This window comes from Alteromonas abrolhosensis (assembly GCF_001953635.1).
Classification (GTDB): domain Bacteria; phylum Pseudomonadota; class Gammaproteobacteria; order Enterobacterales; family Alteromonadaceae; genus Alteromonas; species Alteromonas abrolhosensis.
In genome coordinates, this window is record NZ_MEJH01000002.1 from 438,857 (window position 1) to 464,146 (window position 25,290).

Sequence of the window (25,290 nt, forward strand, 5' to 3'; positions counted from 1 at the left end):
CGAGGTTTTATCACGTGCCTACTATTTACCAAGTTGCCGAACGTGCAGGTGTTTCTTTATCCACAGTTTCCCGCGTATTAAACGGTAAGGCTTCGGTAAACAAAGTATTAAAGGAGCGAGTAGAGAAAGCGGTTAAGGAACTAAATTACCGCCCAAACTCAGTTGCGCGCTCACTTGCAAATAATCGCACCGACAGTGTTGGGGTGCTTGTACCCGAACTAAATGCGCCGTTTTTTGGCGATTTGATGCAAGCAGTAGAGTCAACACTAAGGGCTGCTGATAAGCACGTTATTATCACCGTAGGAAGGAACTGTCTTGAGACGGAAAAAGATGCAGTCGAGTTTCTAATAAGCCGAAACTGCGATGCGCTTATAATGCACGCAGAAGCCTTGTCTGATGAATATTTGCTAGAGCTAAATCAGTCAAAACTCCCTGTTGCTTTGGTCAATAGACAGGTAGAAGGTTTACCCGATGCGTGTACCAGCCTAGACAATGAAAAAGGCGGTTATCTCGCCACCCGCCATTTACTTGAATTAGGTCATAAGGATATTGCATATATTTCAGGGCCTACTGATAAACGCGATGCTAGCTTGCGCCTTGAAGGCCACAAACGCGCCCTATCAGAAGCGGGGATACTTGCAAATCCACAACTTATTTTCAACGGTGATTATTCTGAAGAAGATGGGAAAGTGGGTCTATTAGAGTTGTTGGCTCGCGATGTGCCTTTTACCGCGTTGGTATGTGCTAATGACTGGATGGCATCAGGAGCAATAAGCTGCGCGAGAGATTTAGGAATGAGTCTTCCCCATGATTTATCTGTCGTGGGCTTCGATGATGTAGTATTTGCCCACCATGTTTTTCCCCGCCTTACCACGGTAAGCAACCCAATTGCAGAAATGGCCGAAATGTCAGCCAAGTACATATTAAACAAAGTGTATGGTCAGACGAATGACGTACAACTTTATTTTGAGCCTTCTTTGGTTCTGCGAGAATCGACTGAGAAGCACGAAGGCTGATAGATACAAACGCAAATCGCCCCATTATCTAAACTCAGGGCGATTATGGTTATATATTCAGCGAACAATGTTTACTTCATAACACGACAAACAATTGCTACTAAAGTTAAACCTACAGGTACTTTAGCCATGGAGAATGGTGTTTCGCCTTATAGGTACTAAACCACTTAACAGGGAAGTAAAGCACCAAACTAAGACCAGCAGAAATCGCCCAAATCTGAAAGATATTATCTACACCCACATATTTCCCTTTGTTCGCTCCCCACGTAATGAACGCAATACCGTACATCAAAAGAAGCGTGTACAGATGAAGGATATAGAAAAACATTGGCACCGAGCCGAATGTGTCTAAGAATCTAAGTTGATTGTCTTTCACTCTCTCGAAAGCAAAAAGCAATATAAACATGCCTGCCAAAGTAAGGAGCAGGAATGCCAGGGATGGGGGATATTTTGTTAAGTTAAATATCGACATAAATGTGGCAATCACCTTGTCCTGAAACGTCCAAGGTAAAGTTTCGCCGTAAATATTTAAACCACGTAACACAAGGAATAAAACAAGCGAAACTCCGCATAAGCCAATTAACCATCGACCTCGAACTTCCATATCAATGCGCGGGTTATAAAGAGGCCCACAAGCATAACCAAGCAGGATTACGCCAATCCAGGGAAGCACGGGATAGCTTACTTTAATATTTAGTGAGGCCGACTGGAGTATATACCCCCTGTCGTGCAACATCGTCCACAGTGTGTAGCCTGTTTCATGTGGAACATAGGTAATTGACGTTAGCGCATTATGACCAAACACGATGATAAGACCGATTACAAGTAACACTGGTCTAGGCAGGTAACTTAATATAGCCAGTGAGATCATACTGACGCCGATAGCCCACATTACTTGGAGATAAATGGTCTGAAAACTCGCTCCCCAACTAAAGGAAATTAGCGTGATCTCTAAAAATAAAATAAACAACCCACGTTTAATCAGAAATTCTCTAACGTTGCGTTTTGGCTTGGGACTATTAGCGTTATCTACTGGATTGGCGTATAGCCACGCTGATAGGCCTGTCAAAAACACGAAAGTGGGTGCGCAATAGTGTGCGGCCAGCCGCGTGAAAAATAGCGCAGGTGACGTTGTATCAATATCCATAGGATCCGTTACCTGCATATGCAGAAAAAAGCGTTCTCGCACGTGGTCAACTAGCATTATGAGCATGACTAAACCACGCATCATATCGATACTTCGAATACGGTTTCGTTGAATATTTGAAGGCATTGTATTTACTATTTTTGGCAGAAATAATTGTTATAAGCGTAACGGCAATGAAAATGCTAAATAGCTACCAACGCTAGTCTGAGTATGGGCTACACAACCAAACTTATGATATAACATAACACGTAAAAATAACAAAGCTTTGGTTAGAATGTACTAATAACTCGTCAGATAGCATATGGTATAGCTTAAGAACAAATTGGAGCCCCTATGAAACAGCTAATAATAGTTTTAATCTTAATGTCCGCTGCCTCATTCACCTATGCTAACGACAATCGCGAACGAGTTAATCAAACGCTAGATGCCTTGCATCACAATGCATCTATTGCCGACATGGACGAGTATTTCAATTTGTACCATGATACCGCTGTTTTCATTGGCACCGACGCATCTGAGGTATGGAATAAAGAAGCGTTTAAAGCCTATGCTAAACCTCATTTTGACAAGGGCAAAGGATGGACATATCACCCGAAAACCAGAAACGTTTATTTCTCTCCTAATCAAGACGTAGCTTGGTTCGATGAGTTGCTTGATAACGAAAGCCTGGGCGAAACCCGCGGTACTGGGGTATTAATAAAAGAAGAAGGGCGGTGGAAGATAACCCAATACCATCTAACTATCCCTATTCCCAATGCACTGGCAGATAGCGTTGCAAAACAAATCAAGGCTGCGCAATAAAAAAAGCCCCGATAAAACGGGGCTTCTCTGCTCTTACAGCCTTATCAACGTTTAGGTATTAGACTGAGTAAGAGGCTGTATTTCCATTTCAACACGACGGTTCATCGAGCGGTTCGCAGCACTGTTATTAGGTACTTTAGGTGCATATTCACCCATGCCTACCGTAGTGATACGCGTAGGGTTAACTGAGTAGTTAATAAGCAAGTTCTTAACCGCACCTGCACGACGCTCAGATAGCGACTGATTGTACTGCTCTGAACCAGTATCATCAGTGTGACCTTTAATCATCAGTACGGTTTTTTCGTAATTGTTTACGACTTTAGCGACGTCTTGAAGCACCGGATTAAAGTTGGGGCTGATACTAGAGCTGTCGGTAGCAAAAGTAATGTCGCCAGGCATAATTAAGCGTAGGTTATCTCCCTCACGAACCACTTGAACACCTGTGTCAGAAAGTTCATTTCGAAGCTCTTCTTCCTGTTTGTCCATGTAATTACCAATCGCACCACCTGCGATTGCGCCTACCGCTGCGCCCCACGCATATCGACTTTTATCGTGATCGCCCGTTGCCTTACCCAGCAATGCACCTACCACAGCACCTATTGCGGCACCTTTTTGCGTATTGTTCGGATCAGTTGCGCAACCTGCTACCGTTAATGACGCAGCAATTAAACTTACAGCAAGAGTCTTTTTCATAACTTCCTCTTATTTAAATTAAAAGCTCAATATTGACGAGTTGCATTTTTCCATTGCCACCCTCAACAAGCTTTGTGTTAATTTTTATTGAACAATTACAGTGATAGCAATTAACGTTCCATCAGTAAATATCTTCTGTTTAGGTAATGGTCGCTCTCTGATGAGAGCCCAGCTACCTCTAACCTACCTCGCCGGCAAGGCCAATAGTAGAGGCGCGGACACCACGCTAAGCTTAATATAGTGTAGGAGATCAAAACTGAACGTAAGCTAAATCAGTGAGGAAAAGATACTAGGCAGTAGAAAAAAGACGCTGTTATACAGTGTAAATAATACACTGTGTTGCTAAAAAGTAACATTTTAGCCAATAGAAACGGAGCGTTCAAAAAATGTATTTACATCTATTTTGTAATCAGAGGCAACCACAGCCTTAGTAATATTAACGGTTTTATCCGAAGATAGGTCAATATCCTTGGGTGTCAGGTAATGGTTGTTGCGGACCGAATAAAAGACTTTCACAAGGGGTGTGAGGGGCGAGTCTTTCTGCTCAAGTACCATAGCTAGTCTATCATTCGACAGTAGAACCAGGCTCCCTACCGGATAAACACCTAAGCACTTAATAAACTGTTGGACGAGAGACTGGTCTAGACGCGTTGGCGCATCACTCATTAAAATAGAGAACGCCCTCTGACTCGACATACCCGGTTTGTATACCCGATCTGCAGTTAGTGCGTCGTACATATCTGCAATGGCCAGCATTCGGCCAGCTTGGCTTATATCGTCCCCTTTGGTTCCGGCAGGATAACCTAGGCCGTCTAGTCGCTCGTGGTGCTCGCTTATTGCCTGAATGAGTGGGGGCGCAATTTCAGTACTTTTTAAGTAGTCTACACCGTGTTTTACATGTCCCTTCATGACCTCCATCTCACTATCTGTAAGGCGGCCGGGCTTATGGAGAATCTCATCTGGGATCTTTATTTTGCCTAAGTCATGAAGAAAACCAGCATAAGAGAGGTCTTGTACCTCGTCTTCTGACATCCCTAGATAGTTAGCAAAGTTTGCCAGCAGAATAGCGACATTGAGTGAGTGCTCTAGTAAATAGTCGTCTTTTTCACGAATTTTGGTCAAACAAAGTAATGCATCGGGGTTTCTATCTACCGAGGCGACTAGTTTGCTTGAAAATGCTTTAGGAATACTTGCATCAAACGGCATCTCTTTTTGAACACTGGCAAGCAGCAGCTTCTGGATAGCTTTCCCTTGTTTATGCAGTTTTTCAGCTCTAACAAGCTCATTTTCAAGCGACACTTTTTTTGATTTTACTGAATCAGTAGAAGTCGGAGTAGGGCACGTTTCAGCCGCAGAAGAAGACTCTCGTTCTCCAACGTTAAATGCTTTATCCGTATCAATTGCCAGCGTTTTTACACCGCGTTTTTTAAGTGCAGTTATCACATCATCTGACGTAACACGTCCTTGGCTTTTTACCTTAAGAGCACCTTTCTGCTCTAATATTTGATGAACAAACATTCCTGGCACTAGCTGATCAATAGTAATCTTTTTTATCATGTTATTCGCACTGCACTATTTTAATCGCCATTTATTCGCTAACTACTCTCAATTTAGATAAGAGAGGCTTCAGTACTCTAACTCTATAAGCAAAGTGTGTAAATCTGGCTTCCAACCAAACTGTGTCATATTAACACGGTAGTTTTTTACTACGACACCTTCTTCTATTAAACGCTCTCGCTGCTCGTTTGCCTTGTCAGAGCCTGCGGGAAATGCAATCTTACCATCTGAACGCAATACGCGGTGCCAATTGCAATTGCTATTAATTTCTCTAAGACACTTACCCATCATTCTAGCTCTGCCAGGTAATCCGCATAGATCTGCGAGCAGGGCGTAACTTACCACACACCCTTCAGGCACAAAAGAAAGCGTTTTCTCAACTCTAAATTGTACTGCGACCTCTGGCATATTGTATATTATCCTATCTGTTAAGTTACTTATTCAGTAAGTGATATAAACGCTAAAGAAAAGAATTGAGAAGTTGGGTAATGCGCCTTTATTGTGACCACTGTGGATACCCTCAAAAAACGTGTATATGTTCGGACATTAATGCCGTGAGCACATCGTTAGAGATCGTGATTATCCAACATGAAAAGGAGGCTAGTCATGCAAAAAATACTGCCCGCCTGATCACTTTGTGTATACCGACCACACGAATAGTTCTCGCTAATGATAGCATTGCTATGCAATCACTATCTGAACAATGCTTGCTTAAGCGCACCGCGTTAATTTATCCAAGTGAAGAAAGTACTCCTATTGAAAAAACTGCCCCCACCGTGCTCAGTCAAATCGATACGTTAATACTTCTGGATGGCAGTTGGAAACAAGCGTTTGGATTAGTTAAACAAAACCCATGGCTTACAGAATTGCAGAACTTTCACTTCACTTCTGCGCCACCTTCTAACTACTCGATTCGTCACACCACATTAAATAAGGCGCTTTCTACCCTCGAAGCAACCGCTTATGCAATACAGTGCATAGAAAAAACCGATGTTTCAGGGCTCCATAACGCACAGAGAGCCTTGCAGAATCTATGGCAGGGGCCAACGTCTCATAGAAGACAATTATAGCGCTAAGCCCTACCTAGAACCCGCTACGCCTTCATCGGAATATAACCATTCTGGTTTTTAATTAAATTAATCCAATTTCGTATCGAAGGATAAGCTGACAGGTCAAATCCACCTTCATGCGCAACGTGGGTATAAGCAAACAGAGAGATATCTGCAAGGGTAATGGTATCACCCGTTAGAAATGGCATTTTTTTAAGTTGTTGCTCCATCACCGCCAGCGCGCGATAGCCACCCGCTTGTTTTGATTCATATTCTGCTTTTCTGTCATCTGGCAGCCCTAAATACACGTTAATATAACGAGCAACGGCAATATAGGGTTCGTGGCTGTACTGTTCGAAAAACTGCCATTGTAAAAGCTGTGCAAAATGATAAGGCGAAGAAGGCACGAAAGGCGTATTTGATGCGAGGTAGTGCATGATGGCATTGGACTCTGAAAGTACTCTTCCATCGTCTAACTCAAGTAGCGGTATTTTCCCGTTCGGAGATTTCTCAAGAAAAGAAGGACTTCTTGTTTCTCCTTTCATTATATCTACATCAACCCATTCGCAAGTCTTACCCAGTAATGAAAGGAGTAACTGAAGCTTGTAGCAATTTCCAGAACGCTTGTCGCCGTATATTCGCATAAGGTAAGTTCCTTAAATGTAGAAATTTAAACAGCCATAGCCTTTCACCACGTTGGTGTAATACAAACTAGCAAAACAGCAAAATTCATTACACTTATTATAATTTCCATGAAGACTTTGGGTCGCAGAGCGTTTCTTTTACATGCAATAAGTGCTCTATTTCTTTACTTTTCTCTTCAACCAAGCTTTGTTTTATTAGCTGCGCTATTGTCTTATCAATTTCTTTCGCCACAGCTAGTTTTATCTTTTTAACTTGATGGTGAAAATATATAAGAGGAGTGAACAGAAATACTACAAAAAACGCAAACAAGCAGGAAATAAAAATTGCATCAAAGAGGTGAATTGGCTGATTTATCCAAAAAACGGGAATGACCAAAAATACCATCGACGTCGTTATTACTGTTGTTACGGTAAGGCTTATTACGTACTTATAAAGCTTTAATTTCCCCATAGCATCAACAGTATCATCGGACAAAAACTTCCATAAGTACCTGTTAACTGTTGTCAGTTGCATAATAAAAAGAGACAGAAGCAACCAAAAGGGTATCGCGCTCATTGCAACAATAAACACTTCCTTTTCGTGTATTCGCTCTATAACACCTTCCGATATCATGTATAGCAGAGGCATTATAAAACCTATTGATATCGCCCATATGAGTTGCTTTTTAAATCGTTCTGATAATATTCTTCGGTGTAACCCAAAATCATTGTGCTTTTTAATAACATGCAAAGCTAAAAGAAGGTTATTAGCCACTTTTTGTTGAAGTATTCTGATTGATAACAGGAACACTCCACTGAGCAGTGATGTTCCCATAGCTGTATTAAAGTCTCGTTGTGCATCACTTGATTCCACTGGAAATTTAATAGTTCCAGAAATGTAATGCAAACCAACCATAAATAGGATTAGCAGTATTGGGTACATTAGGTTGTCGAATAAAACAGTGCGTTTCATATGCTTAATCGTATTAGCTGGCTCGTTGTTACCTATCAAACTTAGGAAACAAAGAGCGCTAAACTCCACATTATTGTTATGAAAGACAGGCAAGCGATTAACCTTACCTTATCCCTTCTCTCGAATAGTCTCATTGAAAGAACACTTAACCTTTCCAACTCTTGCTCACATCTTTCATATTGCTTTAGCTTGTCAGACGAAATCTTACATTCCATTTCCTCTACAAGTTTACCGCTTACGTTCGACTTCTCCTTTACCCATTGAGACTTTAACCTCACAACAGGAAAAAAGAGATAAACACCGATTACTACCGAAAATAAAAGCGTCATCAAAATGTCGTAGATTGGAATATTTTTTCCTAACCAAAAAATGGGGAACAGTGAAATAGCGCCTAACGAGAGGGTAGCATTCACAAAGGAAAGTCTTGCTAAAGAAGAAAGTGAGTTTAAGTGATCGTAATAGTTCTCGGTTTGGCTAAGTACGTGATCTTTTAGGTAGCTAACATTCGATGAAGATTGCGCTAGAAAAAGAAAGAACAAAAACCAAAATAAAACGGCGCAGATCGTTATTACATATTGGTAAAACTTTACATCGTTAAGAAGAAGGTTCTCTACAAGGACATATACAACAGTATTTAAGATGGCGATAAATAGGCAATTAGCGGATTGTAGTTGGAACTTGCTTGATAACTTTTGCCTGTGCTGATTCAAATGACTCAACTGACTTGTTTTTACAAGGATTGAGATCAAAGTACTTACTACATTTTTGTGATTTAGCTGAATACAAAACCAAAAATAGCCTGATAGTAAACTCATACCTATTGCTGTGTTGAAGTCTCTTAGGCCGCTCTCTTTAATAGGTAAAGCTAATGCTCCCGAGAAGTAATGCACCATAAGGAGCGCAGCAACCAACAATGCTGGATACAGTCCTATAAATGCACCGTTGTGTACATTAGCGTAGGGATTGAGCTTCATTAATAATATTTTTTTACTAGCAGATAAAGTAACGCACCTAAGCCGTATTTCTAACTCAGTGTACTAGTGTACTTTTGATCAAAGATAACCTCACAACCTTAAGCGCTAATAACAATGTAAGCAATAAAAATAAACGCAATGGAACGTGAACGACCACTTTTCGTTCGGCAATAAAAAACCCGCCAAAAGGCGGGTTTTTTCAAAGCTGTGCTTTTTACTTGCGTAACTTCTGAATAAGACGAAGTTGAGCAATAGCTTCTGCAAGCTCGTGAGCTGCTTCAGCATAATTAAAGTCAGCGCCTGGGTTGGCGATGTGCTCTTCTGCACGTCGTTTGGCTTCTTCTGCTGCCTGCTCGTCAAGATCTTCAGCTCGAACCGCGGTATCAGCCAGTACGGTAACGTTGCCAGGCTGTACTTCTAGTACACCACCAGCAACATAAATTACTTCTTCTTCACCGTGCTGTTTAACCAAACGCACCATACCAGGTTTAATAGCAGAGATAAGTGGCGCGTGCCCTGGGTGAATACCCAGCTCACCTTCGCTACCTGTCACCTGAATCGTTTCAACGCGACCTGAGAAAATCGCTTTCTCGGCGCTTACTACGTCCAAATGTACTGTCATTGCCATGTGAACCTCCTGATTAGGTACGTTAGCATGATGCTAGGCTAGCTGTTGCTAGCCCCGTCATTATGCTTTCTTGGCTTTCTCTAACGCTTCTTCGATAGAACCAACCATGTAGAAGGCTTGCTCTGGTAGGTGATCGTATTCACCTTCTAGAATGCCTTTAAAGCCACTGATTGTGTCTTTTAGCGATACATATTTACCAGGTGCACCAGTAAATACTTCTGCTACGAAGAACGGCTGAGATAGGAAACGCTGAATCTTACGAGCACGTGATACCACTTGCTTGTCTTCTTCAGATAGTTCGTCCATACCTAGGATCGCGATGATGTCTTTCAGCTCTTTGTAGCGCTGAAGAACAGTCTGTACGCCACGTGCTACGTCATAGTGCTCTTGACCAATTACTAGCGGGTCTAGCTGACGAGACGTTGAATCTAGTGGGTCTACCGCAGGGTAGATACCAAGAGACGCGATATCACGAGAAAGTACTACCGTTGCATCCAAGTGAGCAAAGGTTGTCGCTGGAGATGGGTCAGTCAAGTCATCCGCAGGTACGTATACCGCTTGGATTGAAGTGATTGAACCAGTCTTCGTTGACGTAATACGTTCCTGAAGTACACCCATCTCTTCTGCAAGAGTAGGCTGGTAACCTACCGCAGATGGCATACGACCTAGAAGTGCTGATACTTCAGTACCTGCTAGGGTATAACGATAGATGTTATCTACGAAGAATAGAACGTCACGGCCTTCGTCACGGAACTTCTCAGCCATTGTTAGACCGGTAAGTGCAACACGTAGACGGTTGCCCGGTGGCTCGTTCATCTGACCGTATACAAGCGATACTTTATCAAGTACGTTTGATTCGTTCATTTCGTGATAGAAGTCGTTACCCTCACGCGTACGCTCACCAACACCAGCGAATACTGAGAAACCGCTGTGCTCGATTGCGATGTTACGGATAAGTTCCATCATGTTTACGGTTTTACCTACACCCGCACCACCGAATAGACCAACTTTACCACCCTTAGCGAATGGACAAACCAAGTCGATTACTTTGATACCAGTTTCTAGTAGTTCTACCGAGCTAGACTGATCTTCGTAGCTAGGCGCTTCACGGTGAATAGACATACGCTCTTCTTCACCAATTGGGCCTGCTTCGTCGATTGGATTACCCAATACGTCCATGATACGACCAAGTGTCTTCGTACCAACTGGAACCATGATTGGGTTACCGGTATTTTCTACTGCAAGACCACGTTTTAGTCCATCAGTAGTACCTAGTGCGATGCCACGAACAACACCACCACCTAATTGCTGTTGCACTTCCAGGGTTAGACCTGACAAGTCACCTTCGGTAACTTGTAGTGCGTCATAAACTCTTGGTACCGCATCTTGTGGAAATTCAATATCCACAACGGCGCCAATGATTTGGACGACCTTACCTTGACTCATAATTTGTCCTCGTTATCTCTTTTAAACCTTTGCCTACACCGCTGCGGCACCGCTCACAATCTCACTGATTTCTTGTGTGATTGCAGCCTGACGCGCTTTGTTATATACCAGTTGTAACTCATCAATGAGGTTACCGGCGTTGTCGGTTGCTGCCTTCATGGCAACCATTCGCGCAGCTTGTTCTGACGCCGCGTTTTCTACAACACCCTGATACACCTGAGACTCAATGTAACGAACCATTAGTGCTTCCAAAATTTCTTTTGGATCTGGCTCGTAGATGTAGTCCCAACGATGTTGATATTCTTCGTCTTCTGACTTTGGCAAAGGCAATAACTGATTGATCACAGGTTTCTGTGTCATGGTGTTAACGAAGTCATTGAATACCAAGAATACTCGGTCAATTTGTCCTTCGTCGTACGCTTTAAGCATAACGCGTACAACACCCACTACATCGCTCACAGACGGCTTGTCACCTAAACCAGATTCAGCAGCAAGCAACTTGCCACCAAAGCGGTTGAAGAAACTGCACGCTTTAGAACCTAATGCAGCGAAATCCACTTCTACACCCTGTTCACGCCATTTTTTGACGTCTTGAGTGACGAGCTTAAATTCATTGGTGTTCAAGCCACCACATAAGCCTCGGTCAGTGGAAATCACAATGTAACCGACTCGCTTGACTTCACGCTCTTCCAAATAAGGATGGCGATATTCAAGGTTACCGTTTGCAATGTGACCAATCACTTTAAGCATATTTTGTGCATATGGACGGCCAGAAGCCATGCGTTCCTGCGCCTTTTTCATTTTAGACGCAGCAACCATTTCCATCGCACTGGTAATCTTCTGAGTATTTTTGATACTCCCAATCTTACCTTTTATTTCTTTACCGCTGGCCATGACTATCTCTCCGATTACTCAACGAATTGCGCTGGTGGTTAAACACCAGCACCATTGATTACCAAGTTTGTGTCGCTTTAAAGTTTGTTAAAGCGTCGTTCAACTTAGAGGCAATCTCGTCGTTGTAGTTACCTGATTCGTTGATAGTCTTCATAAGGTCAGCGTGTTCGCTGTTCATGTAAGAGTGAAGAGCAGCTTCAAAATCTAGGATTTTGTTAAGCTCGATACCCTTAAGGAAACCTTTTTCTACCGCGAACAGTGATACACCCATATCAGCAATTGAAAGTGGTGCGTACTGCTTCTGCTTCATTAGCTCAGTTACGCGCTCACCGTGCTCAAGTTGCTCACGAGTTGCGTCATCAAGGTCAGAAGCAAACTGCGAGAATGCCGCAAGTTCACGATACTGAGCTAGGGCTAGACGGATACCGCCACCCAACTTCTTGATGATTTTAGTCTGTGCAGCACCACCAACACGAGATACCGAGATACCAGCGTTAACCGCTGGACGGATACCTGCGTTAAACAAGTCAGTTTCTAGGAAGATCTGACCGTCGGTAATTGAGATTACGTTAGTTGGTACGAATGCAGATACGTCACCAGCTTGCGTTTCGATAATTGGAAGCGCAGTCAATGAACCTGTCTTACCTTTCACTTCGCCGTTTGTGTAACGCTCAACGTATTGTTCGTTTACACGTGCAGCACGTTCTAGTAGACGTGAGTGAAGGTAGAATACGTCACCTGGGTAAGCTTCACGGCCTGGTGGACGCTTAAGTAGTAGTGAGATTTGACGGTAAGCAACAGCTTGCTTAGACAAATCATCATATACGATTAGCGCGTCTTCACCGCGGTCACGGAAGAATTCACCCATAGTACAACCAGAGTAAGGCGCTAGGTATTGAAGCGCAGCAGACTCAGATGCAGATGCTGCAACCACGATAGTGTGGTCAAGTGCACCGTGCTCTTCTAGTTTACGTACTACGTTAGCGATAGTAGATGCTTTCTGACCAACCGCTACGTACACACACTTAATGCCTGTACCTTTTTGGTTGATGATAGCGTCAACAGCCATTGCTGTTTTACCACACTGACGGTCACCGATGATAAGCTCACGCTGACCACGACCTACTGGGATCATGGCATCAACTGACTTATAACCAGTTTGTACTGGCTGGTCTACCGATTGACGCTCGATTACGCCAGGTGCAATTTTTTCAACTGGTTCGAAACCAGCTGCATCGATTGCGCCTTTACCATCGATAGGCTCACCTAGTGTGTTTACAACACGACCTAGTAGTGCGTTACCTACTGGTACTTCAAGAATACGACCAGTAGATTGTACTTTATCGCCTTCTTTAAGGTCCGCATAAGGACCCATAACAACTGCACCTACAGAGTCTCGCTCAAGGTTTAGTGCAATTGCGTAACGGCTTCCAGGAAGCTCGATCATTTCACCTTGCATTACATCGGCAAGGCCATGAATGCGGATAATACCGTCTGTTACTGCGACGATAGTACCTTCATTACGTGCTTCACTGCTTACATTGAACTGTTCAATTCTTTTCTTGATCAGTTCAGCAATTTCAGTGGAATTAAGTTGCATGCTCTTATCCCCGTTATGCTTGCAACGCGTCTGCTAGACGGTTCAATTTCGACTTTACGGAACCATCAATAACTGTATCGCCGGCATTAATTACCATTCCAGCGATCAGGGCAGGGTCCACGTTACAATTAAGCTTCACTTTACGTGCCAAACGTTTTTCCAAAGATGCAACCAACTCATTTTGTTGTGCATCGGTCAGCGTAGTTGCTGAGGTTACGTCCACTTCTATTTCTTTGTCGTAATCTGCTTTAAATGCATCAAACAAAGTAGAAATTTCAGGCAACGCGGCTAAACGTTTATTTTCAGCCAAAACCTTAACTAGGTTTTGGCCGTGTTCGTCGAGTTGCTCACCACAAACATTGTTAAAAATGTCGGCAAGCGTGTCAGCGGCAACCGCACCAGACAAAAGCTGGTGCATGTCATCGTTCGCTGCTACAGCGCCTGCAAAGGCGAGCATTTCTTGCCATTTTGCAACGGCATCTTTCTCGACAGCAAAATCGAAAGCAGCTTTAGCATAAGGACGAGCAACGGTTGTCAATTCAGACATGGCTCATCTCCCTATTAAAGCTCAGCGACAAGTTTTTCAACAATGTCGTTTTGTGCGTTTGCATCGATTTCACGTTGTAAGATTTGCTGTGCGCCAGCTACTGCAAGTGCAGAAACCTGCTTGCGCAAATCTTCTTTGGCACGATTGCGTTCAGCTTCAATCTCGGCATAACCAGAAGCGATAATCTTCTCGCGTTCCGCATGGCCTTTTTGCGTTTCTTCGTCAACCAATTGGTTGGCACGCTTTTTAGCCTGCTCGATAATTTCAGCTGCTTGCGCTTTCGCATCTTTCAATTGCTCAGTAGCTTTCACTTGAGCAAGCTCTAGGTCTTTCTCTGCACGCTCAGAAGCTTCAAGCCCATCGGCAATCTTCTTCTGACGTTCTTCAATCGCTGCCATTAGTGGAGGCCATACATATTTCATGCAGAACACCACGAACACAGCGAAGGCGATTAATTGACCAATAAAAGTGGCGTTAAAATTCACAATCGCCCCTCCTCTTAAAGTTCGCTAAAAAAGTGTTTAGTAGAATTAGGCACCAACAGCGAACAATAGGTATAGAGCGATACCAACACCGATCATCGCGATGGCGTCGATAAGACCCGCTACGATGAACATCTTAACTTGTAGTTGAGGTGCTAGTTCAGGTTGACGAGCAGCAGATTCAAGGAATTTACCACCTAGTAGACCGAAACCAATAGCGGTACCTAGGGCACCAAGACCAATCAGTAGTGCAACAGCGATGTATAACATTTACGTCTCCGATTTAAGTTAAATTTAAAGTTAATGTTTAAAAGTCAAACTCTGTAAAAACGGTGTCGATTAAAAATCAAAACCGACACCCGTTAATGCTTAGTGGTCTTCACACGCCAGGCTTAAGTACACGATGGTAAGCATCATGAAAATAAACGCTTGAAGCGGAAGTACCAGAATATGGAACACAGCCCACATGAAGTGCAGTGGAAGCTGGAAATAACCAATTGTAGCAATCAAAATGAAGATTAGCTCACTGGCATACAAGTTACCGAACAAACGCAGTGCTAGTGAAAGCGGACGCGCAAGCAAAGTAACGGTTTCAAGAATAAAGTTCACCGGAATAAAGATAGGGTGACCGAAAGGCTGCATAGTCAGTTCTTTTGCAAAACCGCCAATGCCTTTCATCTTGATTGAATAGAAAAGAATAAGAATAAACACGCCTGAAGCCAGTGCGAACGTTAAGTTAAGGTCAGTGGTTGGAACTGCCTTATTGTAAACGTCGTGTGGATCCATGCCAAAAGCCGCTTGGCCGATAAGACCAGACACCCATGGAATTAGATCAACTGGCACCAAGTCCATAAGGTTCATTAGCAATACCCATACAAAGATAGTTAGCGCTAATGGCGCAATAAGTGCGCTCTTACCATGGAAAGTGCTTTTAACGTTGTCGTCAACGAATTCAACAACTAGCTCAACAAACGCCTGCATTTTGCCAGGTACGCCGGTTGTCGCTTTTGAAGCAACGCTTCTAAAGATGATTAGGAAAAGAAGACCAAGACCGATAGACCATGCCAGTGTATCAACATGCCATGCCCAAAAACCGGCGTCAGAACACGCTTTGTTAAAAGCAATTCCGTTGTCAGTTGAGCACATGGTGGCATTGGTCAAGTGGTGCTTGATGTATTCTGAGGTAGTGTATTCAGATGCCATTGTTTAACCCAAGTTGTAAAGTGTAAAAATTTGGTGACTGGTTCTTTAGTCTCAATCGGTCGATTACGTTGTTTTCGTTATCGCAACGCCTCGCGTTGTCTTTATTCTTTCGTACCGTAGTGAAACATGGCTAGCCCGTGGCTAGCGGTTGTAATCACGAATGCCATGAAAATTTCTAATGGCGCGGCATTTAAGCCTTTAAAAGCAATTACAAATAAAATGATTGTCAGTGCCAGCTTCAATTTTAAGCCTTGGCTAAAACTCCGTGCAACAAGGTCGTTTTTACTGGCACCTGCGTAGCGAAACGCGAAAGCCATAAAAACACTGTTAGGCAGTATACTAATTAAAGCACCTGCCGCTGCCGACATGGCGGAATGACTTCCTCCTGCGGCAGCTGCGAAAGCGGTAACGAATAGGGCCGTGACTGCCTGAAAAAGTAGCCCTTTCTTGGCGAGTTCTAACCCGCGTTTTGCTAACTTGTTCGTCACTTTTACTCGCAGCTTGTTCACGTCTTACAAAAAGCGTCAGAAGTATACTGTTTTACCGACAATTTTCAACAGTACAACGCTTTTTGAAAGTTATTCTGAAAATTTTCTATTGCTATAACCGGAAAGGAGAGTGTCCGGTGTTAGCACCGAACAGCGTATCAATTGCGGGTAGGCAAAGGAACCACCTTAATTCTTTTTGTTATAACCTATTGAATTTTAGAGATAATTCCATCTAATTGTTCAAGGTCGCTAAAGCTAATCGTCAGCTTGCCTTTGCCTTTCGCATTGTGGTCAATGCTCACAGGAGTGCCTAAATTTTCTGAAAGTCGTGTCATAAGGTTTTGCACATCGGGATCAACTTTCTTCTCAGGCTTAGGTTTAGCTGGCTCCAAAAGCTTTTTAACAAGCTTTTCTGTATCGCGCACGGTAAGACCCTTGCCCGATACTACTTGCGCAGTTTCTGACTGAGTTTCACCTTCTAGCGCTAACAGCGCTCTAGCGTGACCCATTTCAATATCGCCATGCTCGACTAACAGTTTTACGTCGTCGTTCAAATTATTCAGACGAAGTAAATTTGTCACCGTGGTGCGTGATTTGCCCACAGCTTCGGCCACTTCTTGATGGGTAAGCGCGAACTCATTCATTAAACGGTCAAGGGCTTGTGCCTCTTCCATAGCATTTAAATCTTCACGCTGGATATTTTCGATAAGGGCAATGGCCACTGCCGCTTCGTCAGGCACGTTCTTAACCAAACAAGGCACTTCGTCTAGCTGTGCTAGTTGTGAAGCTCGCCAGCGACGTTCACCAGCAATGATTTCATAGCGGTGCTCGTCGACTTTTCTCACTACGATAGGCTGAATGATACCTTGCGCACGAATAGACGATGCCAATTCTTCTAATGCCTCAGGTGACATGTCTTTTCGAGGCTGATACTTGCCCGGCACTAAGTATTCAATAGGGAGCTTGCTTAACTCACCGTTAGTTGAATTTACCTCGGCGGCATCTTGTTCTTTTTGAGCAGATGATTGGCTGGTTGCGAGTAGCGCATCTAAACCGCGGCCAAGGCCTCTTTTACGTGCTGACATAGTGTCCTCTATGGCATGTGCTGATAGTGTTCAGCTTATTGTCGTTTAACTTGCTTTTGCCTGTGCAGGCGTTGTTTTATCCCTACGACGCAGTATTTCACCCGCCAGTGCCAGGTAGGCTTTAGCCCCTGTAGATGACTTATCATAGTACATCGCTGGCGTACCGAAGCTTGGTGCTTCAGCTAGGCGAACATTGCGCGGAATAACCGTGCGATAAACCTGCTCACCAAAATGGCGCTTCAACTGTTCTGAAACGTCGTTAGCAAGGCGGTTGCGCGGGTCGTACATAGTACGCAATACGCCTTCAATCTTCAATTCTGGATTCACTACAGATGCCAACTTTTGAATGGTATCCATCAGGGCAGTAAGGCCTTCTAGCGCATAATATTCGCACTGCATAGGCACCATTACCGAATCGGCAGCCGCCAAGGCGTTTACAGTTAACTGGTTGAGTGAAGGCGGGCAGTCGATAAAGACAAAATCGTAGTAATCCATAACGGGCTTCAGCGCGTTGCGAAGCCTTACTTCACGGGCAAACATTTCCATCAGCTTAATTTCTGCTGCGGTTACGTCACCGTTCGCTGCGATGAGGTCATACTTGCCGCTTGTCGCTTTAACGATAACATCGTTAATTGGCTTTTCTTCAATCAACAATTCAAATGCCGTAGATTCAACGTCGTATTTATCAACGCCGCTTCCCATGGTCGCATTACCTTGTGGATCGAGATCAATGAGCAACACCTTACGTTTGGTTGCTGCCATTGACGCTGCCACGTTAACTGCAGTGGTTGTCTTTCCAACACCACCTTTTTGATTCGCGATCGCGATTACCTTAGCCACGTTTGATCCTGTTCTCGTCTATTTCTATTTTCCGGCTATTTCTTTTTTAGCCAAACCAGATGTCGTTCGCCTACCAAATTTGGCACAGTGAGGTTTTCCGTTTTGCTCACATGGAAGTGATCACTCACTTCGTCTATCTCATCTTGTGGAAACTGACCTTTAAGCGCCAAAAATTGACCTTCTGAATCTACCAGATGCTGACACCAGTGCAACATATCTTTTAGCGAAGCGAAAGCTCGGCTTAGCACAATATCGTAAGGCGTATCGCCATTGTGCTCTTCAACGCGGCTTTGCACAGGAGTAACGTTTGTTAATCCAAGTGTGTGCACACATTGGGTCATAAACCGTACACGCTTGCCCAATGAGTCAAGCAATGTGAATGATTTATCTGGAAACGCGATAGCTAACGGCATACCAGGAAGGCCAGGGCCCGTACCAACATCAATGATATTGTCACCATCAAGAAAGGGCACAATAGCCAGCGAGTCTAGAATGTGTTTGACCATCATTTGCTTAGGATCGCGCACAGAAGTCAGGTTGTACGCCTTATTCCATTTGTCCATAAGCAGCACATAGTCAACCAACTGCTGCTGTTGCTTATCACTTAAATCTAGTGAAAGGGCATCGAGTCCAGACACCAAAATGGTGTGCAATTCTTGCTGTATCGTCATCGAAAAATCTGTCTGTTCGCTTTAATGTTTTTTGCTCTACACAGTCCATACCATAAACACGCGCGGCGAATCGTGATTTGCCGCTCATTTGCAGCCGTTTGTTACTGCAGCTCTTTAACTCGATACAAGTGCGCTTGAAAAATGCACCTGAATTCATCAAAGCCGCACAACGAACGTAAATTGGTGTATTGGGACGGTGTGAAAAGCGCCGAGTTTTTCTAGTTTTCGCATAGTTTAAGCGATTATGATTATCATAATACGCGAATAAATAGGAAAAACTAAGCGCTGCGAGTAATGCGTTGAGTTAAGCGCGTGTTTTACGCACTAATTTTCTCTTGCTTGCGCAACATGCCGTGTTTTTTAAGGTAGACCAGCAGTAAAGAGATGGCCGCCGGGGTAATGCCCGAAATACGCGATGCTTTACCGATTGTTTCCGGTCTGGCTTCGGTTAATTTAGCAACAACCTCGTTCGATAGTCCAGAAATCTTGCTGAAGTCCATATCAACTGGCAACAGGGTATTTTCGTGTCGCTGCGTTTTCGCGATTTCATCCATTTGACGAGCAATGTAGCCGGCGTACTTAATTTGAATTTCCACTTGCTCTGCAGCAATAGGATCTTCAAGACCTGGGCCAACACTTTCAATTTCCATTAACTGACCGTAAGTCATTTCAGGTCGACGGATCAGCTCTTCAAGAGAATGTTCACGACTCACCGGATTTTTCAGCATGGTATTGAGTTCTGGCGTTGCCGCGTGATCAGGGTGGATCCACTGACCGCGTAAACGCTGTAGCTCACTTTCTACCGCTTCCATCTTGTCGTTAAATTTCGCCCAGCGCGCATCATCAACAAGACCAACCTCTCGGCCCATCGCAGTTAAACGGCTATCGGCATTGTCTTCACGAAGCAGTAGTCTGTATTCTGCACGGCTAGTGAACATGCGGTACGGCTCTTTCGTACCCATGGTAGCCAAGTCGTCGATAAGTACACCCATGTATGCCTGATCGCGGCGTAAAATCATCGGGTCTTTTTCTTGAACTTGTAGCGCTGCGTTTGCGCCTGCTACTAACCCTTGCGCACCCGCTTCTTCATAGCCAGTGGTACCGTTTATTTGGCCAGCAAAGAACAAACCTCGAATAAACTTCGTTTCCAGTGTTTGTTTCAGATCGCGTGGGTCAAAGAAATCATATTCAATCGCATAGCCCGGGCGAACAATGTGCGCATTTTCAAAACCTTTGATCGAGCGGACAAGGTTCATCTGTACGTCAAATGGCAAACTGGTTGAAATACCATTTGGATAAACTTCAATGCTGTTTAAACCTTCTGGCTCAACAAAAATTTGATGCGATGTCTTGTCTGCAAAACGGGTGATCTTATCTTCGATACTTGGGCAATAGCGCGGTCCGATACCTTCGATAACCCCAGTAAACATGGGTGAGCGATCTAATCCCCCGCGAATGATATCGTGGGTTTTTTCGTTAGTGTGGGTGATATAGCACGGAATCTGGGTAGGGTGCATGGTTCTATCACCCATGAATGAAAATACCGGCGTAGGATTGTCACCAGGTTGAGGCTGCATTACAGAAAAATCTAACGAGCGAGCATCAAGTCTTGCTGGTGTCCCAGTTTTTAAACGGTCAACACGAAACGGAAGGGCACGTAGTCTATCTGCAAGTGCGATAGACGGTGGATCGCCGGCACGACCGCCGCGATAGTTTTCAAGGCCAATGTGTATGGTTCCGCCAAGGAAAGTACCCACTGTCAGTACCACTGACTTGGCTTTAAACTTCAAGCCCATTTGCGTAACAACACCGCATACCTGATCGTTTTCAACAATCAGATCGTCAACGCTCTGTTGGAACAAGGTTAGGTTTTCTTGATTTTCAACAATGTCGCGAATAGCGTTTTTGTAAAGCGTACGGTCCGCTTGCGCACGCGTTGCACGAACAGCTGGGCCTTTAGAAGAATTCAATGTTCTAAACTGAATACCCCCTTTGTCGATAGCCAGTGCCATTGCACCACCTAACGCATCGATCTCTTTTACAAGATGGCCTTTACCGATCCCACCAATTGCAGGGTTACACGACATCTGGCCTATCGTCTCAATATTGTGAGTGAGCAACAGCGTATTTGCACCCATGCGAGCAGCTGCAAGTGCCGCTTCTGTACCTGCATGTCCACCACCTACAACGATGACATCAAATGCTTCAGCATAAAACATGGTTAAACCTCACTTTTAACTTACGATAAGCCGATTAAAAACTAATTTTTCTCACGCAGAGACTGCTGAAAAAAGGGCGCGTATTTTATCTGACTTATTGGATAAAGAAAATGATTAAATTTTCCTCAAAACCTGTTTTTGAAAAGGTGTGATCGAATTATAAGATCTTAAGATCTCTTTTAGATCTGTTTATTTTTACTTTTATTAGGATCATCAAGATCTGTGGGTAACCGATCAAAGCACATAAAGATCATCAAGTTACGCGATCAATAACATTGGGAAACCCCGATCCATAACCCTACCTCAAACTTGTGTATAAATGGCCTTTTTATCCACACCCCGAATCGTTTGAAAAGTTATTCTTTTTTCGATCAAAGCTTATGCACAGTGGTTTGTAGGATCCTATCCACAGGGGTGATCAAGATGTGATCCAGCTGGGGATAAAATGTTTGCTATTTATGTATCGCGATCAAAAGATCGTGTAGTTACGTGCGTTATAGCGTGATCTCATTGTGGAGGAGATCTTTTCTAAAAGCTGTGATTAGATCGCCCGATCGCATTTATCAACATCTTCAAAAAAAGTGCAGGCTTTTATGAACGACAAGATTATTTTTTCAAAACAGCCCATTTTTCAGGAGAAAAACATAGGAGCTGACCAAAATACAGTCACTTTTATAAGGAAGAAGTGGGTCTGAAAGAATGGTTATTTGTTTAACTGAAGGAGATCGTTGAGTGTATCTATGAATTGAAACCGTATCGTTTTGGTAAAAAGCGGGATCAACAGGCTAAGTAATTCGCTATTACTTAACACAACAGGAACATGCAATAAGATTTAATTAAGGAAAAGACCTAGCAGAGTAAGGGCAAGGTTTTGAGAGAGATAGGAAACCAGGTGCTATTAGCGCACCTGGTTGGGTTGATAGCGTGGCTGTGAAACAGAGCCTTGCATGTCTTCTTGTTCAATGGTTAAGCCTTCACGGCGGCTTGGGCCTTGGAACCTAACCTTATAGGTATCGTACTCTTTAATCGACTCAAAACAGTAAGGACCAAGGGCATTTTCAAGTTCGGCTAAATTGTGATTGGTGATCAAAATACAGTTTTTCTTGTTTACTAAGCGCTGTCTTAGCAGGTTACCAAACCAGCTCTGCGCATTTTTCTTTAACACGCTTTCGTTTACACACACCTCATCAAGAATAAGCAGATCAACGTCTAGCAGTTCCTGATTGATCTCCCTGAAGCGCTGCCCCGCGTTGTCCGAAGCCCCAAAATCAAACGAGAAATTGCGCATTTCAAGCAGTGTAGACAGTTGACGATAAAGCACTGAAATTTCGTACTGCTCTATAAGTTGATGGGCTATGGCGCCGGCGATATGTGATTTACCACGTCCGTAATCGCCGTAAAACAGCATCATATGCGAGCCGCTTTGACGCCATGCAGGGTCGTCATGGGCAGCAATGAAAGACTGAGCTATAGATACGGCTTCAATCACATCGTCACTGTCTTCAACTAAGTTGGCGAAGGTCCATTTAGGATTTAGATCAGAACGGCCATGAATAGCCTCTACACGCGCTTTTTTACTACGCTGCTGTAGTTGTGATACTTCTTCGTTCGCTTTCGCCTCGTACTGCTTACGCAGCGTTTTATAGTCGATGTATTCACGATTGGGATCGACGTCTTTGTTGAGCGCTCTCGCTAAATTAGCAATTTTGTCGGTTATACGATCCATAACGAATTAACTCTTCTTAGTTGCGGCATACTTTTCCACCAGCTTTCTAGCATTATCATCTGCTTCTATGCCGGCTGCAACTTTCACTTGTTGCGTTCCCACCACTTTTGTTGGGGCGTAGCCTGAAGCGAGACGCTTGCGCTTGATATTGTTGGCAAACTTTTGTGTCCATTGAAATTCGCTAAACACTGAACTTGGTCTTCCCAACCAATAGGCAATGAATTCACCCACCTCGTTGTCATCAAATGTTTTATCGATAATACCAAGTAGCGAGGCCATTTCTTCAAACAACGCTTTATTGGGCGTCCAATTAGCGGTCATGGCGCTATGACGGGCATGTAGTTGGTCGAAGTCCGATTGTGGCTCGCTTAGAAGCGGAAGAAGTAGGGTTTTCCCGTTGATTGTATGCTCAAGATCAAGTTCAAGGGGCAGGGCAACCAAACCCACTTGTTCAAGCTGCTTCACCAAGCTATTGATTTGACGACCGCGTTGGTAAGGCTCGTCTTTGCTGTCGCCGTTTAGCAAATTCAATAATTGCTTATAATCAATAGGTGCTGACGATGTCGTTGCCGAATTTGCACCTGTTCGAAGCCCAAGTAAATACAGTACCCGGCAATCGTTAGAAAGGGGAGATTGCAACGCCGCTAGTTCAGCTTGGGTAAGGTTGCTGTTCATCGCATTGGTTCCACGTAAAAACGCTTGTTAAGCATTGGCCAGCTTTTCGTCAAACCATTCTACGGCGGCATCTTCAGGGATAGGGTGTTCTAGTACATCAATGTATAGCGCGTCGGTAATTAACGTGCCACCTGCATTTTTAATGTGTTTTTCCATTTCTTTTGCGCCGAAACAAAAGGTGTCGTAACTGGTGTCACCTAGCCCAATAACGTAGGCGTTTACTGCGCTTAAATCCGCGCCCTCTAACTGCTTTGCGAACGGCTGGATGTTGTCAGGTAATTCGCCAGCACCGTGTGTTGATGTACACACGATCCATGTTGATTCTGTTTTAATCTCATCTAAATTTGGTTCAGCGTGAATAGTGTGGGTGTGCCCGCTCGCATCAAGTTTTTCCGCAATGGCATCAGCCACATATTCTGCGGCACCTAACATGGTGCCGACGATGATTTCAAAATGCTTGCTCATTACTGGGTCGCTTCTCTATTTACAATTGTCGTCTTAACGTAAGTACGGCTTATCCGTTACGTTATTCACCATCTTACTTATAACTTTATTGGTTGCGCTACTTACCAATACAGAACGATGAAAAAATTTTACCAAGTAGGTCGTCTGACGTGAATTCACCGGTTATCTCACATAGTGCCTGGTGAGCCAAGCGCAATTCTTCAGCAAGCAACTCACCCGCCATAGCGTCATGCAGTTGTTGTTCGCCTGTGCTTACATAACTGTAGGCTTGGTCGAGTGCGTCTATGTGTCGTCTGCGCGCGATAAATTGACCTTCAGTTGTAGTATCGAAGCCCATGGTTTTTGCCAGATGTGCTTTTAGCGTGTCGACGCCGCTACCTTCTTTGGCTGATAGATTAATGACTGAGATTTCACCTTGCTCGGTGGCAACTGTGCTTTGTCCAATATCTAAGGTACTAAGGTCGGCCTTGTTACGAACTACGGTAACGGGGATACCTTGTGGCAATCGGGCCATAAATTCTGGCCATATTTCATAAGGGTCGATCACTGCGGTTGCGGTAGAGTCCACAACAAATAACACATGATCAGCTTCATTAATGGCTTGCCACGCGCGCTCAATACCAATTTGTTCCACTTTATCTGGGCTTTCTCGAAGTCCAGCAGTGTCGATAATGTGCACCGGCATACCATCAATGTGTATATGCTCTTTAAGCACGTCTCGCGTGGTACCAGCGATATCAGTAACAATGGCGCTATCTCGTCCTGCCAGGGCGTTTAATAAGCTCGATTTACCGGCGTTAGGTCTCCCCGCAATCACCACCTGCATACCTTCGCGCAACAAGGTACCTTGTTTAGCCTGTTCGCGTACTTTGGTTAAGCTTTGCATGATTGCGCTTAAGTCACCTGATACTTTCCCATCAGATAAGAAATCAATTTCTTCTTCAGGAAAATCGATGGCCGCTTCTACGTACATACGAAGGTGCACGATTTGGTCAGATAGCGTTTGAATTTGTGTAGAAAACTCACCCTGTAGCGAGCGCAGCGCACTTTTGGCTGCCTGTTTAGAGCTTGCATCAATCAAGTCGGCAATCGCCTCTGCTTGCGCAAGGTCTAACTTATCATTTAAAAAGGCCTGTTCACTGAATTCACCTGGATTGGCAAGCCGGGCATGGCCTGTTGCAAGCACGGCATCAATCAGCATGTCCATGACAACTTGACCGCCGTGGCCCTGCAGTTCAAGTACATCTTCACCGGTAAATGAGTTAGGCCCTTTAAAAAACAGTGCTATGCCCTGGTCTATTACGCTGTTGTTGGCATCAACAAACGGCGTATAGGTCGCAAGACGTGGTGTTAGTGCGCTTGGTACTAACGCCTCTGCGATAGCTTTGGCCTTAGGACCTGAAACACGCACAATACCTACGCCGCCACGACCGGGCGCTGTCGCTTGTGCGGTAATAGTGTCGGTAGAAAGGGTGAGTGATTCCATAA

At 44.0% G+C, this 25,290-nt stretch carries 27 protein-coding genes; 3 read left to right on the forward strand and 24 right to left on the reverse strand.

Annotated features, from left to right (window positions below; genetic code table 11):
* Positions 1–14 precede the first annotated feature (14 nt).
* Positions 15–1,016, forward strand: a complete 1,002-nt coding sequence (locus BGK61_RS01805; RefSeq protein WP_015000133.1) for a LacI family DNA-binding transcriptional regulator — start codon at positions 15–17, stop codon at positions 1,014–1,016.
* Positions 1,017–1,128: 112 nt separating this feature from the next.
* Here the strand turns inward: BGK61_RS01805 and BGK61_RS01810 are convergent, their stop codons facing one another.
* Positions 1,129–2,289: an acetyltransferase domain-containing protein gene (locus tag BGK61_RS01810; RefSeq protein WP_044556873.1), complete on the reverse strand. Its 1,161-nt coding sequence runs from the start codon at positions 2,287–2,289 to the stop codon at positions 1,129–1,131.
* Between the two features lie 207 nt (positions 2,290–2,496).
* Here BGK61_RS01810 and BGK61_RS01815 point away from each other — a divergent pair, with 207 nt between their 5' ends.
* Positions 2,497–2,964, forward strand: coding sequence for a nuclear transport factor 2 family protein (locus BGK61_RS01815; protein ID WP_015000135.1), 468 nt, complete (start codon positions 2,497–2,499; stop codon positions 2,962–2,964).
* Between the two features lie 51 nt (positions 2,965–3,015).
* Here BGK61_RS01815 and BGK61_RS01820 read toward each other — a convergent pair whose 3' ends face one another.
* From BGK61_RS01820 to BGK61_RS01830, 3 genes are all read right to left on the reverse strand, one after another.
* Positions 3,016–3,657: a YiaD family glycine zipper/OmpA-like lipoprotein gene (locus BGK61_RS01820; protein WP_015000136.1), complete on the reverse strand. Its 642-nt coding sequence runs from the start codon at positions 3,655–3,657 to the stop codon at positions 3,016–3,018.
* Between the two features lie 357 nt (positions 3,658–4,014).
* Complete coding sequence (locus BGK61_RS01825) at positions 4,015–5,214, reverse strand: cyclic di-GMP phosphodiesterase (protein WP_015000137.1); 1,200 nt, start codon at positions 5,212–5,214, stop codon at positions 4,015–4,017.
* A gap of 69 nt (positions 5,215–5,283) precedes the next feature.
* Positions 5,284–5,622 (reverse strand): MGMT family protein, encoded by a 339-nt coding sequence (locus BGK61_RS01830; protein WP_015000138.1) that lies wholly within the window; start codon positions 5,620–5,622, stop codon positions 5,284–5,286.
* A gap of 80 nt (positions 5,623–5,702) precedes the next feature.
* On the opposite strand from BGK61_RS01830, the gene BGK61_RS01835 reads away from it, so the two are divergent.
* Positions 5,703–6,284: a tRNA-uridine aminocarboxypropyltransferase gene (locus BGK61_RS01835; RefSeq protein WP_044556874.1), complete on the forward strand. Its 582-nt coding sequence runs from the start codon at positions 5,703–5,705 to the stop codon at positions 6,282–6,284.
* Positions 6,285–6,307: 23 nt separating this feature from the next.
* Here BGK61_RS01835 and BGK61_RS01840 read toward each other — a convergent pair whose 3' ends face one another.
* From BGK61_RS01840 to mnmE, 20 genes are all read right to left on the reverse strand, one after another.
* Positions 6,308–6,907: a glutathione S-transferase family protein gene (locus BGK61_RS01840; RefSeq protein ID WP_015000140.1), complete on the reverse strand. Its 600-nt coding sequence runs from the start codon at positions 6,905–6,907 to the stop codon at positions 6,308–6,310.
* A 97-nt stretch (positions 6,908–7,004) separates the two neighbouring features.
* Positions 7,005–7,859 (reverse strand): hypothetical protein, encoded by an 855-nt coding sequence (locus BGK61_RS01845; RefSeq protein ID WP_015000141.1) that lies wholly within the window; start codon positions 7,857–7,859, stop codon positions 7,005–7,007.
* A gap of 41 nt (positions 7,860–7,900) precedes the next feature.
* On the reverse strand, positions 7,901–8,833 hold the full coding sequence (locus tag BGK61_RS01850; RefSeq protein WP_015000142.1) for a hypothetical protein: 933 nt from the start codon (positions 8,831–8,833) through the stop codon (positions 7,901–7,903).
* Between the two features lie 214 nt (positions 8,834–9,047).
* Positions 9,048–9,461, reverse strand: a complete 414-nt coding sequence (locus BGK61_RS01855; protein ID WP_015000143.1) for a F0F1 ATP synthase subunit epsilon — start codon at positions 9,459–9,461, stop codon at positions 9,048–9,050.
* Between the two features lie 60 nt (positions 9,462–9,521).
* Positions 9,522–10,907: a F0F1 ATP synthase subunit beta gene (gene atpD / locus BGK61_RS01860; protein WP_076011396.1), complete on the reverse strand. Its 1,386-nt coding sequence runs from the start codon at positions 10,905–10,907 to the stop codon at positions 9,522–9,524.
* A 33-nt stretch (positions 10,908–10,940) separates the two neighbouring features.
* Positions 10,941–11,801 carry a F0F1 ATP synthase subunit gamma gene (gene atpG / locus BGK61_RS01865; RefSeq protein WP_012520217.1) on the reverse strand — a complete coding sequence of 287 codons (861 nt, stop codon included), beginning with the start codon at positions 11,799–11,801 and terminating at the stop codon, positions 10,941–10,943.
* Between the two features lie 58 nt (positions 11,802–11,859).
* The gene (gene atpA / locus BGK61_RS01870) at positions 11,860–13,401 is read right to left on the reverse strand and encodes a F0F1 ATP synthase subunit alpha (protein WP_014951450.1); all 1,542 of its coding nucleotides are present in this window, start codon (positions 13,399–13,401) and stop codon (positions 11,860–11,862) included.
* Between the two features lie 13 nt (positions 13,402–13,414).
* Positions 13,415–13,948 carry a F0F1 ATP synthase subunit delta gene (gene atpH / locus BGK61_RS01875; protein ID WP_015000145.1) on the reverse strand — a complete coding sequence of 178 codons (534 nt, stop codon included), beginning with the start codon at positions 13,946–13,948 and terminating at the stop codon, positions 13,415–13,417.
* Between the two features lie 14 nt (positions 13,949–13,962).
* Positions 13,963–14,433, reverse strand: a complete 471-nt coding sequence (gene atpF / locus BGK61_RS01880) for a F0F1 ATP synthase subunit B (RefSeq protein ID WP_076011395.1) — start codon at positions 14,431–14,433, stop codon at positions 13,963–13,965.
* Between the two features lie 45 nt (positions 14,434–14,478).
* The gene (atpE, locus tag BGK61_RS01885; protein ID WP_012520222.1) at positions 14,479–14,700 is read right to left on the reverse strand and encodes a F0F1 ATP synthase subunit C; all 222 of its coding nucleotides are present in this window, start codon (positions 14,698–14,700) and stop codon (positions 14,479–14,481) included.
* A gap of 99 nt (positions 14,701–14,799) precedes the next feature.
* Complete coding sequence (gene atpB, locus BGK61_RS01890) at positions 14,800–15,633, reverse strand: F0F1 ATP synthase subunit A (protein ID WP_012520223.1); 834 nt, start codon at positions 15,631–15,633, stop codon at positions 14,800–14,802.
* A gap of 101 nt (positions 15,634–15,734) precedes the next feature.
* On the reverse strand, positions 15,735–16,121 hold the full coding sequence (locus BGK61_RS01895) for an ATP synthase subunit I (protein WP_076011402.1): 387 nt from the start codon (positions 16,119–16,121) through the stop codon (positions 15,735–15,737).
* A gap of 206 nt (positions 16,122–16,327) precedes the next feature.
* Positions 16,328–17,206, reverse strand: coding sequence for a ParB/RepB/Spo0J family partition protein (locus BGK61_RS01900; RefSeq protein ID WP_015000147.1), 879 nt, complete (start codon positions 17,204–17,206; stop codon positions 16,328–16,330).
* Positions 17,207–17,251: 45 nt separating this feature from the next.
* A complete protein-coding gene (locus BGK61_RS01905; RefSeq protein WP_014951455.1) occupies positions 17,252–18,046 on the reverse strand; it encodes a ParA family protein in 795 nt (264 codons plus the stop codon).
* 35 nt (positions 18,047–18,081) lie between these two features.
* Complete coding sequence (gene rsmG, locus BGK61_RS01910) at positions 18,082–18,717, reverse strand: 16S rRNA (guanine(527)-N(7))-methyltransferase RsmG (protein WP_015000148.1); 636 nt, start codon at positions 18,715–18,717, stop codon at positions 18,082–18,084.
* A 317-nt stretch (positions 18,718–19,034) separates the two neighbouring features.
* Positions 19,035–20,936 (reverse strand): tRNA uridine-5-carboxymethylaminomethyl(34) synthesis enzyme MnmG, encoded by a 1,902-nt coding sequence (mnmG, locus tag BGK61_RS01915; RefSeq protein WP_076011394.1) that lies wholly within the window; start codon positions 20,934–20,936, stop codon positions 19,035–19,037.
* Between the two features lie 898 nt (positions 20,937–21,834).
* On the reverse strand, positions 21,835–22,662 hold the full coding sequence (locus BGK61_RS01920; RefSeq protein ID WP_014951458.1) for an ATP-binding protein: 828 nt from the start codon (positions 22,660–22,662) through the stop codon (positions 21,835–21,837).
* A 6-nt stretch (positions 22,663–22,668) separates the two neighbouring features.
* Entirely contained in the window at positions 22,669–23,337 is a 669-nt protein-coding gene (locus BGK61_RS01925; RefSeq protein WP_076011393.1) for a DnaT-like ssDNA-binding domain-containing protein, read from the reverse strand.
* A gap of 27 nt (positions 23,338–23,364) precedes the next feature.
* A complete protein-coding gene (gene mioC / locus BGK61_RS01930) occupies positions 23,365–23,802 on the reverse strand; it encodes an FMN-binding protein MioC (RefSeq protein WP_014977843.1) in 438 nt (145 codons plus the stop codon).
* Between the two features lie 97 nt (positions 23,803–23,899).
* Positions 23,900–25,288 (reverse strand): tRNA uridine-5-carboxymethylaminomethyl(34) synthesis GTPase MnmE, encoded by a 1,389-nt coding sequence (mnmE, locus tag BGK61_RS01935; RefSeq protein ID WP_076011392.1) that lies wholly within the window; start codon positions 25,286–25,288, stop codon positions 23,900–23,902.
* Positions 25,289–25,290 lie beyond the last annotated feature (2 nt).